Origin of the sequence: Dactylosporangium sp. NPDC050688 (assembly GCF_040654515.1) — a bacterium.
Lineage (GTDB): Bacteria > Actinomycetota > Actinomycetes > Mycobacteriales > Micromonosporaceae > Dactylosporangium.
Genome location: NZ_JBFAIC010000024.1, coordinates 15632 through 31499 on the forward strand (window position 1 = coordinate 15632; position 15868 = coordinate 31499).

Here is a 15868-nt window from a genome sequence, read left to right on the forward strand (position 1 = left end):
GGTGCGCAAAAACTGTCGTACCCGTGGCCTAACCTTCCACGCATGACGGAGACCATCACCACCCTGCCCACGTTGTCGCCGTCGCGGGCCGCCGACTTCAAGACGTGCCCGCTGCTGTACCGGTTCCGCAGCATCGACCGGCTGCCCGAGCGCCCCACGCCCGACCAGATGCGCGGCACGCTCGTGCACGCGGTGCTGGAGGCGCTGTTCGAGGAGCCCACCGGCACCCGCACCCCCGAGCGCGCCGCCGCCCTCGTCGCGCCGCAGTGGCAGCGCCTGGTGGAGACCGAGGAGGGCCTGGCCGACCTGTTCGCCGACACCGAGGCGTTCCTGGAGTCCAGCCGGGAGCTGCTCGGCGGCTATTTCGCCGTGGAGGACCCCAACCGGCTGGAGCCCGCGGAGCGGGAGGCGTTCGTCCAGGCCGAGGTCGACGGCAAGCTCGTCATCCGCGGTTACATCGACCGGCTCGACATCTCCCCCGCCGGCGACATCCGCGTGGTCGACTACAAGACCGGCGGCGCCCCCCGCGAGGCGTTCGAGGCCCGCGCCATGTTCCAGCTGAAGTTCTACGCCCTGGTCCTGTGGCGCACCCGCGGCGTCGTGCCCCGCGTGCTGCGGCTGATGTATCTGAAGGACCGCGAGGTCTGCGACTTCTCCCCGGACGCCGAGGAGCTGGAGCGCTTCGAGCGGACCCTACTGGCGCTGTGGCAGGCGATCGAGCGGGCCACCGCCGAGCGCGACTTCCGGGCCCAGCCGAGCCGGCTGTGCGGCTGGTGCGCCCACCAGGCGCTGTGCCCGGCGTATGGCGGGACGCCGCCCCCGTTCCCGGAGCCGGCCGCCGTGCCGACGCCGCCCCTGTCGACGGAGGCCGAGCCAGCCACGGGACGCGACGAGTAGGGCACGCAGGCCGGGCACGCAGGCCGGGCGGCGTGGTCGGGCCCCCGCACGGCACGCCCAGCGCGGGACGGCTCAGCGCGGGACGCCCCCGCCCGGTGGCCCGGCACGGGACGGACCGGCTCGGCACGGCCCCCGAGCGGGCCCGCGTGGGTCGGACATCGCTCGGCGCGGCACGGGACGGTGCCGCTCGGTGGCTCGGCGCGGCACGGACGGCTCGGCACTGCCCCGCAGGCGGGCGCGCGCGGGTCGGGCATCGCTCGACGCGGCACGGTCGCTCGGTGCGGCGCGACACGGTCCCGCTCGGCGCGGCATGGGACAGGTCTGAGCTCGGGCGGTGCCGCATGGCAGGCATCAGCTGAGCGGGGCGGCACCCTTCCCGGCGGGCGCGACGCGCGGACGTCATGTACATGCTCTCGCCGGAGGACCTCGCCAGCTGGGCGAAGATACCCACGCGCAGCATGCCACCGGCGGCAACGGCGACGGCAAGCCGCGCCGCCCGCCAGACTGTCGCATGCTCAACGCGGCGTGATCGGGTCTCCCGCGCGGGCGGTGCGCAGCCTGCCAGACCATGCCCGGTCGGTGCGCAGCCTGGGCAGACCGACGCGCGGGCGATGCCCAGCGAGGTAGGCACCTGCCGGACGGCGCGATATTCGTCCGGCAGGTGGCGGGGCCTCAAATGTCACCGCGCCGCCGGCATTCACCGCACCGCGGCACCCACGCGCACCGCACCGCCGCCGGCGACGGAACTTCCGGGCACCATCCTGGTGCACCGACCGCGGTACCCGGTGGATTGCTGTGGCCAGGAGAACAGTGCGCCACCGGGTTGCAGCAATCCACCGGGTTGTGCCGCCCGCTCCGACGCGCCCCGCTTCGACCCGCTGAGGCCGCGGCGCACCACACGCACCACACGCACCACGGGCACCACGCGCCACGCGGGGCCCGCGGCGTCTCATCCTCAAGCATGAGGTGGACCTCGGACGCGGCGACGAATCCAGGGTGCTGCGGAGCCGATAGCGTACGAGGGGTGCTGAAGCGCGTGCTGAGCCGCCGAACGGACCCGTTGGTGCAGGACATCGCCCTCGCGGTGGTGCTTGCGGTGGTCAGCGGGGTGGCGACGGCGGTCGCGCAGGAGGAGCTCGGCACCAGGCACCTGACGTGGCAGCTGGTCTTCGACACGGTCGGGCTGGCGGCGGTGGCGGTGCGGCGCAGGTGGACGTGGGTGGCGGTGTGGTTCACCGCGGTGCACACGATCATCCCGCTCGTCGGGACGTTTCCGCTGGTCAACAGCGGGTTTGCGGTGATCGTCGTGACGTACACGGCGGCGGCGTACCTGCCGTTGCGGCGGGCGTTGGCGGCGGGGGTGCTCGTCTGGGTGCCGGGGATGGTGCTGGCGACGGTGATGGGGCGGACCCAGGACGAGCCGTTCGTGCTGGAGCCGCGGGTCTTCCTGCTGTTCAACGCGATGAGCGCCGTGGTGTGTTTCACGGTGGGGCGCACGATGGCGACGCGGCGGGCGTACGTGGCGGCGCTGGAGGACCGGGCCAGGACCGCGGAGACGAGCCAGCGGGCGCTGACGGAGCAGGCGGTCGCGGACGAGCGGCGGCGCATCGCGCGGGAGCTGCACGACGTGGTCGCGCACCACGTGAGCGTGATGGGGGTGCTCGCGACCGGGTCGCGGCGGATGCTGCAGCGCGACCCGGGTGCCGCGGACGAGGCCCTCGCCACGATCGAGGAGACGGGGCGCACCGCGCTGCGGGAGATGCGGCGGCTGCTGACGGTGCTGCGCACGGAGGCGGAGCCGGCCGGTGAGCTGGCGCCGCAGCCGGGGCTGGCGGGCGTGGAGGGCCTGGTCGAGCAGATCCGGGAGGCCGGGCTGCAGGCGGTGCTGAAGGTGGACGGGGTGCCGGGGCCGCTCGACCCGGGGATCGCGCTGACGATCTACCGGATCGTGCAGGAGGCGCTGACGAACGCGTTGAAGCACGCCGGGGCGGCCACGGTCGAGGTGAGGATGGCGTTCAGCCGGCAGGACGTGGTGGTGGAGGTGTGTGACACGGGTCGCGGGCCGCAGCTGGGGACGGCCGCGATCGGGCACGGGCTGCTCGGCATGCGGGAGCGCGTGATGTTGTACGGGGGGACACTGCGCACCGGGCCACGGCCCGGCGGCGGCTACCGTGTGCACGCGAGGATCCCGATCGAACAGCACGCCGACACCGTGGAGAGGCAGCCAGCTTGAACGCGAGCGCGAACCCGAGGCCCATCCGGCTCCTGCTCGTGGACGACCAGCCGCTGCTGCGCACCGGGTTCCGGATGGTGCTCGGCGGCGAGACCGACCTCGACATCGTGGCCGAGGCGGGTGACGGGGTCGAGGCGGTCGAGCTGGCCCGGCGCCTGCTGCCCGACGTCGTACTGATGGACATCCGGATGCCGCGGATGGACGGGGTCGCCGCGACCCGGGCGATCGTGGAGGCGAAGCTGCCGGTCCGGGTGCTGATCCTGACCACGTTCGACCTGGACGAGTACGTGGTGGGCGCGCTGCGCGCGGGTGCCAGCGGGTTCCTGGCCAAGGACGTGCCCGCCGACGACCTGGTCACCGCGATCCGGACGGTGGCGGCGGGCGAGGCGGTGGTGGCGCCGCGGATCCTCAAGCGGCTGCTGGACAGGTTCGCCGACGCGCTGCCGGACCCGGACGCGGCGCCGCCGCGGGACCTGCGGGTCCTCACCGAGCGGGAGCGGGAGGTGCTGGTGCACCTGGCGCGGGGGCTGTCCAACGCGGAGATCGCCAAGGCGCTGTCGGTAAGCGAGACGACGGTGAAGACGCACGTGGGGCACGTGCTGACGAAGCTGGGGCTACGCGACCGGGTGCAGGCCGTCGTCCTCGCGTACGAGACGGGCCTGGTCCGCCCAGGGTCGTAGCCATCCTTCGCAGGGAGTAGCCCCGACCGGCACCCCGGGAGGACGGCACGCCCACGATCACCCCGTAGCGTGAGGGCATTCACGAAACAAGAGGGGGATCGAGCGTGACCACGACAGTCACGACCGGGCAGGCGGTCGCCGCCCGCGCGGTGGACGTGTGGAAGGTGTACGGCAGCGGCGAGGCCCAGGTCATCGCGCTGCACGGGGTGAGCGTCGAACTGGAGCGCGGGCAGTTCACCGCGATCATGGGCCCGTCCGGGTCCGGCAAGTCGACGTTGATGCACACGCTCGCCGGGCTCGACTCGGTGACGCGCGGTGAGATCTTCATCGGTGACACCCGGTTGACGGGGATGTCCGACGGTGACCTGACGAACCTGCGCAGGACCAAGGTCGGGTTCATCTTCCAGCAGTTCAACCTGCTGCCGACGCTGACGGCGGAGGAGAACATCCTGCTGCCGCTGTCGATCGCGGGTCGCAAGGCGGACCCGAAGTGGTACGAGACGGTGATCGACACCGTGGGGCTGCGCGACCGGCTCAAGCACCGGCCGAGCCAGCTGTCCGGCGGTCAGCAGCAGCGCGTCGCGTGCGCGCGGGCGCTGGTGTCGCGGCCGGAGGTCATCTTCGCCGACGAGCCGACCGGCAACCTCGACTCGCGCTCCGGCGCCGAGGTGCTGTCGTTCCTGCGCAACTCGGTGCGGGAGTACGGCCAGACGATCGTCATGGTGACGCACGACCCGAACGCCGCGTCCTACGCGGACCGGGTCATCTTCCTCGCCGACGGCCGCATCGTCGACGAGCTGCGGTCGCCGTCGGCCGACGCGGTGCTCGACAAGCTCAAGGGGCTCGACGCCAGGGTCGAGAGCGCCGCCGACGCGCCGCGGGCGGGCTGAGCCGTGCTCCGCGCGACACTCAAGAGCCTGCTGGCGCGCAAGCTCCGGCTGATCCTGTCGACCCTCGCGGTCGTGCTGTCGGTGATGTTCGTGTCCGGTTCGCTGGTGCTCACCGACACGCTGGGCCGCACGTTCGACAACGTGTTCTCCAACATCTACAGCTTCACCGACGTGCAGGTGTCGGCGAAGTCGGCGACGGCGGACGCGGCGTCGGGCAACAGCCAGGCAATCCTGCCGATGCCGGCCGCCGACGTGGACCGGATCAAGAAGATCGACGGGGTGAAGTCGGCGACGGGTTCGGTGTTCGTCACCGGTGCCCGGGTCATCGGCAAGAACGGCAAGGTGGTGATCAGCCAGTCCGGGCAGTTCGGCGGCAGCTGGACCGGCGAGGACGAGCTCACCAAGCTGATCGCCGGGCGGGAGCCGTCGGCACCGGACGAGATCGTCATCAACAACGGGCTGGCGAAGCAGGCCAAGTTCAACGTCGGCGACTCGGTGGACATCATCGCCCGGGCCGAGGCCCGCAAGACGTACAAGGTCGCCGGGATCATGCAGTACACGGGCAACCGCGACTCCATGGCCGGCGAGACGACGGTGCTGTTCACGGTGCCGGTCGCGCAGCAGGTGATGCTGGGCGAGAAGGACGTGTTCAACGTCGTGGACGTGCGGGGTCAGCCCGGCGTCAGCGACGACCAGCTGCGCGACAACATCAAGGCCGCGCTCGGCCCCGACTACACGGTGCAGACCGGTGAGGAGCTGTCGAAGGCGTCCAGCGAGGCCATCCGCGGCCTGCTGAAGTACTTCAACTACTTCTTCCTGGGCTTCGGCACGATCGCCCTGCTCGTCGGGGTGTTCCTGATCCTGAACACGTTCTCGATCATCGTGTCGCAGCGCACGCAGGAGCTGGCGCTGCTGCGGGCCATGGGCGCGAGCCGCTGGCAGATCATCCGGTCGGTGCTGATCGAGGCGCTGCTCATCGGTATCGTCGGGTCGCTGTTCGGGTTCCTGGTCGGCATGGGGCTCGGCGCGCTCGGGGCGAGCGCGTTCACGTCGCTGGCCAGCATGGAGTCCGCCGGGCTGGGGCTACCGGTGGCGGCGATCGTCACGTCGTTCGCGATCGGCATCCTGGTCACGATGATCTCGGCGGTACTGCCGGCGATCAAGGCCGCCCGGGTCGCGCCCATCGCGGCGATGCGGGACGCGGCCGCCACGGACAAGCCGCTGACGGGGATCACGATCGCCGGCGGGGTCGTCACCGCGGCCGGGATCGGGTTCCTGTCGTGGGGGCTGGCCGGCGCCGGCGACGCGACGCTGCTGCTGGTGTTCGGCGGGGTGCTGCTGACGCTGGTCGGGGTGGCGCTGCTCGCCCCGATGATCAGCCGGCCGCTGGTCGCCGGGCTCGGCGCGGTGTTCTCCTGGTCGGTGCCGGGCAGGCTGGGGCGGCGCAACTCCTCGCGCAACCCGCGCCGCACGGCGATCACCGCGGGCGCGGTCATGGTCGGCATCGCGATCATCACGATGATCTCCACGATCTTCTCGTCGCTGTCCACGGCGATCGGTGAGTCGGTGGAGAAGGACCTGCAGGCCGACCTGATCGTCTACGGCCAGCAGACCTCCGACGTGCCGCCGGTCATCCAGCCTGGGGAGCTCGAGCAGATCAAGGCGCTGCCGCAGGCGCAGACGGTCGCCGCGGTCACGTACGACATGGTGCAGCTGGACGGCAAACAGGACTTCGTGTTCGCCTACGACGACGTGGCGGCCGGGGCCGCGGTGCTGAAGCTGCGCACGGTCGCCGGGCGCACCGACCGGCTCGACAGCGGCGAGTTCATGACCGACGAGAAGACGGCCAAGGACCGCAAGTACACGGTCGGCACCACCATCAAGGTGACGTTCGCGAAGGGTCAGACGAAGACGCTGACGCTGGTCGGCATCACCAACTCGACGACCAACGGCAACGGCATCCTCATCTCCAACACCGACGCGCAGGCCGGGTTCCAGTTCCCGCAGCCGATCCAGGCGATGGTGAAGGTGAAGGACGGCGTCGCGGTGCCGGACGCGAAGGCCGCGGTCGAGGGGGTGCTGAAGGACAACCCCGAGGTCAGCGTGCAGACCAAGGAGGAGCTCGTCGGCTCCAGCCAGCAGCAGTTCGACGTGGCGCTGGTCATCGTGCAGGTGCTGCTGTTCATCGCGCTGGGCATCTCGGTGCTCGGGGTCATCAACACGCTGCTGCTGTCGGTGATCGAGCGGACCCGTGAGCTCGGCATGCTGCGGGCGATCGGGCTGCGGCGCCGGCAGACGTGGTCGATGGTGACGATCGAGTCCGTGGTGATCACGTTGTTCGGCACGGTGCTCGGCCTGGTCGTCGGCGCCGGGCTGGGCGCGGCGACGGTCACCGCGCTCAAGTCGGTGATCGGGTTCGGCGCGGTCACCCTGCCGTGGGGGTACATGGTCGCCTACATCATCGGGGCGGTCATCGTCGGCGCGGTCGCCGGGCTCATCCCGGCGGTCCGGGCGGTGCGGCTCAACGTGCTCAACGCCATCGCGTACGAGTAACACAAAACGCGAGAACGATTCGCCGGTCGGGGGTCACCCCGGCCGGCGAATCGCATTTCCGGGGCCTTTCCTGTGAATGCTGAGACAGCGGGCTAGGGGTTGACCCTGAGATCCGCTCCGGGCCATTCCCCCAGCGAAATACCGGTGGCTGGCTACCCCTGCGGGCGGACGAAACCGGCCCGATCCGCCCCGAGGATGAAGGCACACCATTCACCAGGGGGAATCATGACTGCATCGGTTGCGACGCGCACCGAGGTGGCCGCGAAGGCGGTCGACGTCTGGAAGGTCTACGGCACGGGCGAGGCGCAGGTCAACGCGCTCGGCGGCGTGTCGGTCGAGCTGGAGAAGGGCCGCTTCACCGCGATCATGGGCCCGTCGGGCTCCGGCAAGTCGACGCTCATGCACTGCCTCGCCGGCCTGGACGCGGTCACCCGCGGTGACGTGTTCATCGGTGACACGCAGATCAGCGGCCTGTCCGACCGGGGCCTGACGAACCTGCGCCGCACCAAGGTCGGGTTCATCTTCCAGCAGTTCAACCTGCTGCCGACGCTGACGGCGGAGGAGAACATCCTGCTGCCGCTGTCGATCGCGGGCCGCAAGCCCGACGCCGCCTGGTACGACACCGTCATCGACACGGTCGGGCTGCGCGACCGGCTCAAGCACCGCCCCAGCCAGCTGTCCGGCGGCCAGCAGCAGCGCGTCGCCTGCGCGCGGGCCCTGGTGTCCCGGCCGGAGGTCATCTTCGCCGACGAGCCCACCGGCAACCTCGACTCGCGCTCCGGCGCCGAGGTGCTGTCGTTCCTGCGCAACTCGGTGCGCGACTTCGGCCAGACGATCGTCATGGTCACCCACGACCCGAACGCCGCGTCCTACGCCGACCGGGTCGTGTTCCTCGCCGACGGGCACATCGTCGACGACCTGTACGCGCCGACCGCCGACGCGGTCCTCGACCGGCTCAAGCGGCTGGACAAGTCCGCGCTGGACGGGACGGTCTGACGATGCTGCGCGCCACACTCAAGAGCCTGCTGTCACGCAAGCTGCGGCTGGTCCTGTCGGGCCTGGCGGTGGTCCTGGGCGTGATGTTCGTGTCGGGGGCGTTCGTGCTCACCGACACCATGGGCCGCTCCTTCGACAGCCTCTTCGCCTCGGTGTACCAGGGCACCGACGTCAACGTCACCCAGAAGCCGAAGGTCGGCGATCAGGACTTCGGCCCGTCGCAGCAGGGCAACATCCCGGCCGCGACGCTCGACAAGGTCCGCGCCGTGCCCGGCGTCGCGAGCGTCACCGGCGAGGCGAGCGCGGACGGCGCCCGGGTCATCGGCAAGAACGGCAAGGTCGTCACCACCTTCGGCCCGCCGCGGCTCGGCGGCAACTGGGTCGGCACGTCGGACCTGCTGCAGCTGCGGGAGGGCCGGGCACCGGCCACCGACAACGAGATCGTCGTCAACGTGACCACCGCCAAGAGCGCCGGCGGCCTGAAGGTCGGCGACGACGTCGGCGTGCTCACCCTGCAGCCCGGTAAGCGGGTGTTCAAGCTCGTCGGCATCTTCGGCTACAGCGGCGACCGCGACTCCCTCGGCGGGTCGCTGGAGGTGCTGTTCACCACGCCGGTCGCGCAGGAGCTGATGCTCGGCGAGAAGGACGTGTACAGCTCGATCAACGTCAAGGCCGCCGACGGCGTGTCCAACGAGAAGCTGCGCGACGACGTCGCCGCCGCGCTCGGCGGCGAGGCCGCCGGGTTCCAGGTCAAGACCGGCCAGCAGCTGACCGACGAGACGACCAAGGAGTTCAGGGAGGGCCTGGCGTTCTTCAACAACGTGCTCATCGGCTTCGCCGGTGTCGCGCTGTTCGTCGGTACGTTCCTCATCCTGAACACGTTCTCGATCATCGTCGCGCAGCGGACCCGGGAGCTGGCGCTCATGCGGGCCCTCGGCGGCAGCCGCAGCCAGACCCTCGGCTCGGTCATCATCGAGGCGGTCGCGATCGGGCTCATCGCCTCGGTCCTGGGCCTGGCCGCCGGCATCGGCGTCGGGGTCCTGCTCGCCTGGGTGTTCGGCAACGTCAGCGGCGTCGAGCTGGCCAGCGTCGGCGTGCCCGCCACCGCGGTGATCAGCGCGTTCGTCGTCGGCCTGCTGGTGACGGTCGTCGCGGCGGTCCTGCCGGCGCTGCGCGCCTCCCGGATCCCGCCGATCGCGGCGCTGCAGGAGGTCGCGACCCCGGACCGGCCGCTCACCAAGCTCACCGTCAGCGGCGCGCTCATCGGCGCGGCCGGCGGCACGATGCTCGGCCTCGGCCTGGCCGGACAGGGCGACAACACGCTGTGGCTGATCCTCGGCGGCGTCCTGGTCAGCTTCATCGGCATCGCGCTGCTCACGCCGCTGCTGGCCCGGCCGGTGGTGTCGCTGCTCGGCCGGCTGTTCTCCTGGTCGGTGCCGGGCAAGCTGGGCCGGCTCAACTCGGGCCGCAACCCGCGCCGCACCGCGATCACCGCGGCCGCGCTGATGGTCGGCCTCGCCCTGATCACCGGCGTGAACGTCATCCTCGCCTCGGCGAAGCAGAGCCTGTCGTCGCAGGCCTCGACCCAGGTGACCGTCGACCTGATCATCTCCGGCGACGGCGACGACAACGGGCCGGCGAAGTTCGACCCGGCGGTGATGGACGCGGCGGCGAAGCTGCCGGGCGTGGCCAGCGCGGCAAGCGAGTACTGGGACTTCGCGCAGGTCGACGGGGAGGGCCGGGGCATCTCCGCGACGCCGGACCTGGCCGCCTACGCGGGCATGTTCAAGCTGGTCGCGACCGAGGGCACCCTCGCGTGGAGCGGGCCGGACCAGGCCGTCATCGACGTGGAGAACGCCAAGAAGCGCAACCTGCAGCTCGGTTCGACGATGACGATGCAGTTCACCCGCGGCCAGCCGCACCAGGTGAAGATCGTCGGGCTGTACCAGCAGAGCGACGTGATGGGTGGCCTGGTGGTCTCCGGTGACGTGGTGAAGGATTTCCGCAGCGCGCAGCCGTCCTGGGGCTACCTGCGGGTCAGCGACGGCACCGCGGTCGACGCGATCCAGCGCCAGGTCGACCAGCTGCTGGTGGACAACCCGGAGGTGTCGGTCGCGAACCGGGCCGAGTTCGTCGACGCGCAGGCCGCGCAGTTCGACCAGCTGCTGGTGATGATCCAGGTACTGCTGGCCCTGGCGATCCTCATCGCGGTCCTCGGCATCGTCAACACGCTGGCGCTGTCGGTGCTGGAGCGCACCCGCGAGCTGGGGCTGCTGCGGGCGATCGGGATGCGCCGGGCGCAGACGATGCGGATGGTGACCGTCGAGGCGGTCGTCATCTCCACCTTCGGCGCGCTGCTCGGCCTCGCCGTCGGCACCGGGCTCGGCGCGGCGGTGGTGCGGGCGCTGAAGGACGACGGGTTCACCAAGATGGCGTTCCCGTGGAGCCAGATGGCGACGTACCTGCTCCTTGCGGCGCTGGTCGGGGTCGTCGCGGCGGTCCTGCCGTCGATCCGCGCGTCGCGGGTCAACGTCCTGCAGGCCATCTCGCACGACTGACCGGCACGGCACGGGAAGGGGGCGCCCACGGGGGCGCCCCCTTCCCGGCGTCACGCGTGCAACGCGCTCAGGCGACGAGTTTGCGCAGGTAGTCGACGTCGACGTCGAGCAGCGAACCGACCAGCGTGACCCCCTCGGGGTCCAGGTCGACCTCGCACGGCACGCCGAGCACGGCGCAGCCGGCGGCGCGGGCGCTGAGCAGCCCGTTCGGCGAGTCCTCCACGGCGACGCACTGCGGGGCGGTGGTGCCCAGCAGCCGCGCCGCGGTCAGGTACGGCATCGGGTGCGGCTTGGTCCGGTCCACCTCGTCGCCGGCGACGACCGCGTCGAAATTGTCCGCACCGATCGTCAGCAGCGCCACGTCCACGAGGTGCCGGTGCGTGGCGGTGACCAGCGCGAGGGGTACACCCTCGGCACGCAACGCGGCGAGCAGCTGCTGGGCGCCGGGACGCCATTCCATGCCGCCGTGGAAGAGCTCCTTGACCCTGGTCTCCAGCCACACGACGCTGTCGTCGGTGCTGATGCTCGCGGGCAGGCCGAGGTCGTCGTGCAGCAACCGCATCGAGTCGGTCATGTTGCTGCCGACCATCGCGTGCCGGGCCTGCGCGGACAGCTCCCCGCCGTAGTGCGCGGCGAGCTCGGTCAGGCCGACGGACCACACCTTCTCGCTGTCCACGAGGGTGCCGTCCATGTCGAAGAGCACGGCCTGGAGCCGGTCATCAGAAGCCACCTGACGGATCCTGCCCGAGAGTGACGGTCACGGCCGGTCGATCGTGCGCAAGGTCACGGCCTCGACGGCGGCCAGGAACTCCCGCGGGGTCATGCCGCCCGGCGGCCGGCCCTCCCGGGCGGCACGCTGCACGAGCCGGCGGGCGGTCTCGTTCGCCGGCGCCGGCATGCCGTGCAGGCGGGCAAGGAGCACGATCTCGCCGTTGAGGTAGTCGGCCTCCACGGTGCCGGTGCCACGGGCGAGGCTCTGCCACGACGAACCGCCGGCCCGCTCGGCCTCCGACGGCCAGCGCATGACGTCGCCGCGGCGCTGCCGGTCCTCCTCCTCCTGCGTCGCGACGTCGATCCCGGCGCGGCGCAGCACCGCCTCCCCCTCGGCCTGCACCGGCGCGACCGCCTCGTCGAGGCCGTCGACCCGCCCGCACAGCGCCTCGACCGCGTTGGCCAGGTTGAGCACGAGTTTGCGGTACTTCCACCGCGTGATGTCCGCGCGCGGCTGCGAGACGAACCCGGCGGACTCCAGGCCGGCGGCGAGCCGCTGCGCCGTTGCGTCGGTCCCGGCCGGGTAGCGGCCCAGGTCGAGGATGCCCGGGACCGGGCCGCAGTGGGCGACGACCACGCCGGGAGCCAGGTGGCTGGCGGGCAGGATGACGTGCACGCCGTATACGTCCGCGAAGTGACGCAGGGCGGCCCGCTCGTTGGCGACCCCGTTCTGCAGGCAGACGACCGGCCCGTCGAAGCCCTCCAGCGCGACCAGCGCCGCCTCGGTGTCCATGCCCTTCATGCCGAGCACCACGACATCCTTGCCGGTGTCGGCCGGGTGCTCGTACGCCTCCAGCTTGACGACCGTGTCACCGGACGGCTGGCGCAGCGTCAGCCCGTCGCGGCGGATCACCTCGAGGTGCGCGCCGCGCGCGACGACCGCCACGTCCTGGCCCGCCAGCGCGAGCCGGGCGGCGACCACCCCGCCGACCGCACCCGCTCCGTAGATCACCCATCGCATCACCCCAGGATATTCGGCACGACCCGGGCCCGGCGGCCGCGAGGTGATCTTGAAAACCGACACCCCCGGGCGCGGCCGGCAAGCCATCCGGCGGTCGCCCACGTAGGCTGGGACCGTGACCGAGTTCGACGGCCTGCCCGTGCTGCGCTCCCCTGTCGCGATTGCCGCGTTCGAAGGGTGGAACGACGCTGCCGACGCGTCGACCGCCGTCGTCGAGCATCTCGAGCAGGAGTGGGGCGCCGAGCCCATCGCCGCGCTCGACCCCGAGGACTTCTACGACTTCCAGGTCAACCGGCCGACGGTGACGATGTCCGAGGGCGAGACCCGCCGCATCGAGTGGCCCACCACGCGCTTTTCCGTCGCCACCCCGCCGGACGCCGAGCGGGACATCGTCCTCATCCGCGGCATCGAGCCCAGCATGCGCTGGCGCACCTTCTGCGAGCAGGTCCTCGAGGTCTGCCACAGCCTCGAGGTGAGCCGCATCGTCCTGCTCGGCGCGCTGCTCGCCGACGTGCCCTACACCCGGCCGCTGCCGGTCAGCGGCTCCGCGCCGCGCGGCACCACCGTCACCGACACCACCGAGCGGCTCGGCCTCACCCCGACCCGGTACGAGGGACCGACCGGCATCGTCGGCGTCCTGCACGACGCGTGCGTGCGCGCCGACCTGGAAACCGTGTCCTTCTGGGTGCACGTGCCGCACTACGCGAACAACCCGCCGTGCCCGAAGGCGACCCTCGCCCTGCTGCACCGTGTCGAGGAGGTCCTCGACCTGCCCGTCCCCACCGGCGACCTGGCCAAGGAGTCCTCGGAGTGGGAGGAGCGGCTCAAGCAGGCCGCCGAGCAGGACGCCGAGCTCGCCGAATACGTGCGCGAGCTGGAGGAGCGCTCCGGCGACGCCGGGCTGCAGCCGCTGTCGGGCGACGAGATCGCGCAGGAGTTCGAGAAATACCTGCGCCGCCGCGGCGGCCAGGCCGGCCCGTCCGCGACCGGCGCCTGGTAGCTGCCCACCGTCACCTAGGGTTTGCATCCGTGGCTGCTGATGTGGACCTGGGGATCGACCTGGACACCGCCGTGTTCGACCTGGTGTGCGCGGCGCTGGAGCGCTCCGCGGCGCCGGTGGCCGCGCGGCTGCGCCGGCCGCGGTCCGCCGATGACCAGCGGCAGCGGCTGCTGGTGTGGCAGGACGCCCGGGCGGCCCGGGAGAGCCTGACCCGCAACGCGTCGGCCACCGTGTACGTCGCCGCCGCCGGACAGGACGTGCTGGTCACCCGCGCCGAGTACGAGTCGGCGGCGGAGCCGCTGCTGCGGAGCACGATCGAGGTCACCCTGGCCACGGCCCGGGAGTCGCGGGTGCCGGCGGACGGGTTCGCGGGATGGTTCCTGGTGGGTGGGGCGACGCGGACCCCGCTCGTGGCGACGCTGCTGCTACGGGCGACGGGGCGGTCGGCGACGGTCCTGGAGGAGCCGCAGCTGGTGGTCGCGGAGGGGGCGCTGCACTGCGGGCCGGCTCCCGCGCCGGTCCCGGCGCCGGGCGGGGGCGTCGCGGTCACGCCGCCGGCTCCCACGCCGGTCCCGGCGGCGGACGGGGGCGTCGCGGTCACGCTGCCGGCTCCCGCGCTGGACGGGGGCGTCGCGCCGCCGGTGAGCACGCCGGCCACCGCCGCCGCCCCTGGTCCCGGCGTTGGTGCTGGGGACCGGTCCGTGGTGGCGGCGCTCGGGCGATCCGCCGCGGAGCTGACCGGCTCGGGCTCGTCGCCAGTGCCGCCGCGGCCGCCCACGTCTCCGGCGCGATCGCCCCGATCACGGACGGGCTGCCCGCCGACTGGCTCATCGCGCCGACGCTCGGCGCGCCGCTCGCCGTGCTCACCTACTACCGGGTCGGCCGCCTGACCCGGCCGGGCCGGCGGCTGGTCGACGCCGCGACGATCCTGCTGACCGTGGCGCTGTGCGCGTACGCCGCGACCACCGCCCTCACCGGGCCGGCCGGGACCAACGGCGGCGTCGTCGCGGGGCGCACCATCTGCGTGGTGGCCCCGGCCGTCGCCGCCGTCATCTGGACGGTCCGCCTGCTGCGCCGGTGAACGGCGTCACACCTGCCGGTACGTACTGAGGAAGCGGCCGATGCGACCGATCGCGTCCTCCAGGTCCGCGACCCGCGGCAGGGTCACGATGCGGAAGTGGTCCGGGTGGTGCCAGTTGAAGCCGGTCCCCTGCACGACCATCAGCTTCTCCTTGCGCAGCAGGTCCAGCGCGAACTGCAGGTCGTCCTTGATCGGGTGCACCTCGGGGTCCAGGCGCGGGAACATGTACAGGGCACCCCGCGGCTTGGTGCACGACACGCCCGGGATGTCGTTGAGCATCCGCCACGCCGTGTCCCGCTGGGCGAGCAGCCGGCCGCCGGGCAGGATCAGGTCGTTGATGCTCTGGTACCCGCCGAGCGCGGTCTGCACGGCGTGCTGCGTCGGCACGTTCGGACACAACCGCATGTTGGCGAGGATGTCCAGGCCCTCGATGTAGCTGCTGGCGTGCTGCTTCGGCCCCGACAGCACCAGCCAGCCGGTGCGGAAGCCGGCCACCCGGTAGGCCTTCGACAGCCCGTTGAACGTGAGCGTCAGCAGGTCGGGGGCGACGGCGGCGGTCGAGACGTGCGTCGTGTCGTCGTACAGGATCTTGTCGTAGATCTCGTCGGAGAACACGAGCAGGTTGTGCTGGCGGGCGACCTCGGTGATCCGTTCGATCATCTCGCGCGAGTACACGGCACCGGTCGGGTTGTTCGGGTTGATGATGACGATCGCCCTGGTGCGCGGCGTGACCTTCGCGACGATGTCGTCGACGTCGGGCATCCAGTCGTTGGACTCGTCGCAGATGTAGTGCACGGCACGACCGCCGCAGAGGCTGACCGAGGCGGTCCACAGCGGGTAGTCCGGCGACGGGATCAGCACCTCGTCGCCGTTGTCGAGCAGCGCCTGCAGCGCCATGACGATGAGCTCGGACACGCCGTTGCCGAGGTACACGTCCTCGATGTCGACGCCGTAGACCTGCTTCTGCTGGTAGTACTGCACGACGGCGCGGCGGGCGGACAGCAGGCCCTTCGAGTCGCCGTAGCCGTGGGCCGACGGCAGGTTCAGGATGACGTCCTGAAGGATCTCCTCCGGCGCCTCGAACCCGAACGGCGCCGGGTTGCCGATGTTGAGCTTCAGGATGTGATGGCCTTCGGCCTCCATCTGCTTGGCGGCGGCCATCACCGGTCCGCGGATGTCGTAACAGACGTTGGCCAGCTTCGCGGACTGATTCACCTGCATGCAGTCACAGTACGAGTCCCGCTCCCA

Annotated in this window: 13 protein-coding genes; 10 read left to right on the forward strand and 3 right to left on the reverse strand. The window is 71.7% G+C overall.

The genetic code is table 11. The features are described from left to right. Window positions 1–42: 42 nt before the first annotated feature. The 7 genes from AB0H83_RS23055 to AB0H83_RS23085 all read left to right on the forward strand — a co-directional run bounded on the left by AB0H83_RS23055 (window position 43) and on the right by AB0H83_RS23085 (window position 10807). Window positions 43–897, forward strand: a complete 855-nt coding sequence (locus tag AB0H83_RS23055) for a RecB family exonuclease (protein ID WP_360097414.1) — start codon at window positions 43–45, stop codon at window positions 895–897. A gap of 1024 nt (window positions 898–1921) precedes the next feature. Next, window positions 1922–3130 carry a sensor histidine kinase gene (locus AB0H83_RS23060; protein WP_360097417.1) on the forward strand — a complete coding sequence of 403 codons (1209 nt, stop codon included), beginning with the start codon at window positions 1922–1924 and terminating at the stop codon, window positions 3128–3130. Beyond that, window positions 3127–3810: a response regulator transcription factor gene (locus AB0H83_RS23065; RefSeq protein WP_360097420.1), complete on the forward strand. Its 684-nt coding sequence runs from the start codon at window positions 3127–3129 to the stop codon at window positions 3808–3810. Before AB0H83_RS23060 ends, AB0H83_RS23065 begins: the two co-directional genes overlap by 4 nt. Window positions 3811–3914: 104 nt before the next feature. Continuing rightward, window positions 3915–4700, forward strand: a complete 786-nt coding sequence (locus tag AB0H83_RS23070) for an ABC transporter ATP-binding protein (protein ID WP_360097423.1) — start codon at window positions 3915–3917, stop codon at window positions 4698–4700. Window positions 4701–4703: 3 nt separating this feature from the next. After that, window positions 4704–7253, forward strand: a complete 2550-nt coding sequence (locus AB0H83_RS23075; RefSeq protein WP_360097426.1) for an FtsX-like permease family protein — start codon at window positions 4704–4706, stop codon at window positions 7251–7253. A gap of 225 nt (window positions 7254–7478) precedes the next feature. Next, a complete protein-coding gene (locus AB0H83_RS23080; RefSeq protein ID WP_360097429.1) occupies window positions 7479–8249 on the forward strand; it encodes an ABC transporter ATP-binding protein in 771 nt (256 codons plus the stop codon). Window positions 8250–8251: 2 nt separating this feature from the next. Beyond that, window positions 8252–10807: an FtsX-like permease family protein gene (locus tag AB0H83_RS23085; protein ID WP_360097432.1), complete on the forward strand. Its 2556-nt coding sequence runs from the start codon at window positions 8252–8254 to the stop codon at window positions 10805–10807. Window positions 10808–10874: 67 nt separating this feature from the next. On the opposite strand, the gene AB0H83_RS23090 is transcribed toward AB0H83_RS23085, so the two are convergent. Beyond that, window positions 10875–11510 (reverse strand): HAD family phosphatase, encoded by a 636-nt coding sequence (locus AB0H83_RS23090; protein WP_360097735.1) that lies wholly within the window; start codon window positions 11508–11510, stop codon window positions 10875–10877. A 54-nt stretch (window positions 11511–11564) separates the two neighbouring features. Continuing rightward, window positions 11565–12539, reverse strand: coding sequence for a 2-dehydropantoate 2-reductase N-terminal domain-containing protein (locus tag AB0H83_RS23095; RefSeq protein WP_360097435.1), 975 nt, complete (start codon window positions 12537–12539; stop codon window positions 11565–11567). 115 nt (window positions 12540–12654) lie between these two features. On the opposite strand from AB0H83_RS23095, the gene AB0H83_RS23100 reads away from it, so the two are divergent. Genes AB0H83_RS23100 through AB0H83_RS23110 form a run of 3 tightly spaced genes read left to right on the forward strand, consistent with a single transcriptional unit; the run spans window position 12655 to window position 14620 of the window. After that, window positions 12655–13539, forward strand: coding sequence for a PAC2 family protein (locus AB0H83_RS23100; RefSeq protein WP_360097438.1), 885 nt, complete (start codon window positions 12655–12657; stop codon window positions 13537–13539). Between the two features lie 29 nt (window positions 13540–13568). After that, on the forward strand, window positions 13569–14429 hold the full coding sequence (locus AB0H83_RS23105; RefSeq protein ID WP_360097441.1) for an Hsp70 family protein: 861 nt from the start codon (window positions 13569–13571) through the stop codon (window positions 14427–14429). Next, window positions 14399–14620 (forward strand): hypothetical protein, encoded by a 222-nt coding sequence (locus AB0H83_RS23110; protein ID WP_360097444.1) that lies wholly within the window; start codon window positions 14399–14401, stop codon window positions 14618–14620. The genes AB0H83_RS23105 and AB0H83_RS23110 overlap by 31 nt, the downstream gene beginning before the upstream one ends. Window positions 14621–14626: 6 nt before the next feature. On the opposite strand, the gene AB0H83_RS23115 is transcribed toward AB0H83_RS23110, so the two are convergent. Beyond that, a complete protein-coding gene (locus tag AB0H83_RS23115; RefSeq protein WP_360097447.1) occupies window positions 14627–15841 on the reverse strand; it encodes a pyridoxal phosphate-dependent aminotransferase in 1215 nt (404 codons plus the stop codon). Window positions 15842–15868: the final 27 nt, after the last annotated feature.

Bases quoted from the DNA above. Each gene is read 5' to 3' on its own strand.
- AB0H83_RS23115 (WP_360097447.1), bottom strand. From the start codon at position 15,841: ATGCAGGTGAATCAGTCCGCGAAGCTGGCCAACGTCTGTTACGACATC.
- AB0H83_RS23080 (WP_360097429.1), top strand. From the start codon at position 7,479: ATGACTGCATCGGTTGCGACGCGCACCGAGGTGGCCGCGAAGGCGGTC.
- AB0H83_RS23055 (WP_360097414.1), top strand. From the start codon at position 43: ATGACGGAGACCATCACCACCCTGCCCACGTTGTCGCCGTCGCGGGCC.
- AB0H83_RS23085 (WP_360097432.1), top strand. From the start codon at position 8,252: ATGCTGCGCGCCACACTCAAGAGCCTGCTGTCACGCAAGCTGCGGCTG.
- AB0H83_RS23095 (WP_360097435.1), bottom strand. From the start codon at position 12,539: ATGCGATGGGTGATCTACGGAGCGGGTGCGGTCGGCGGGGTGGTCGCC.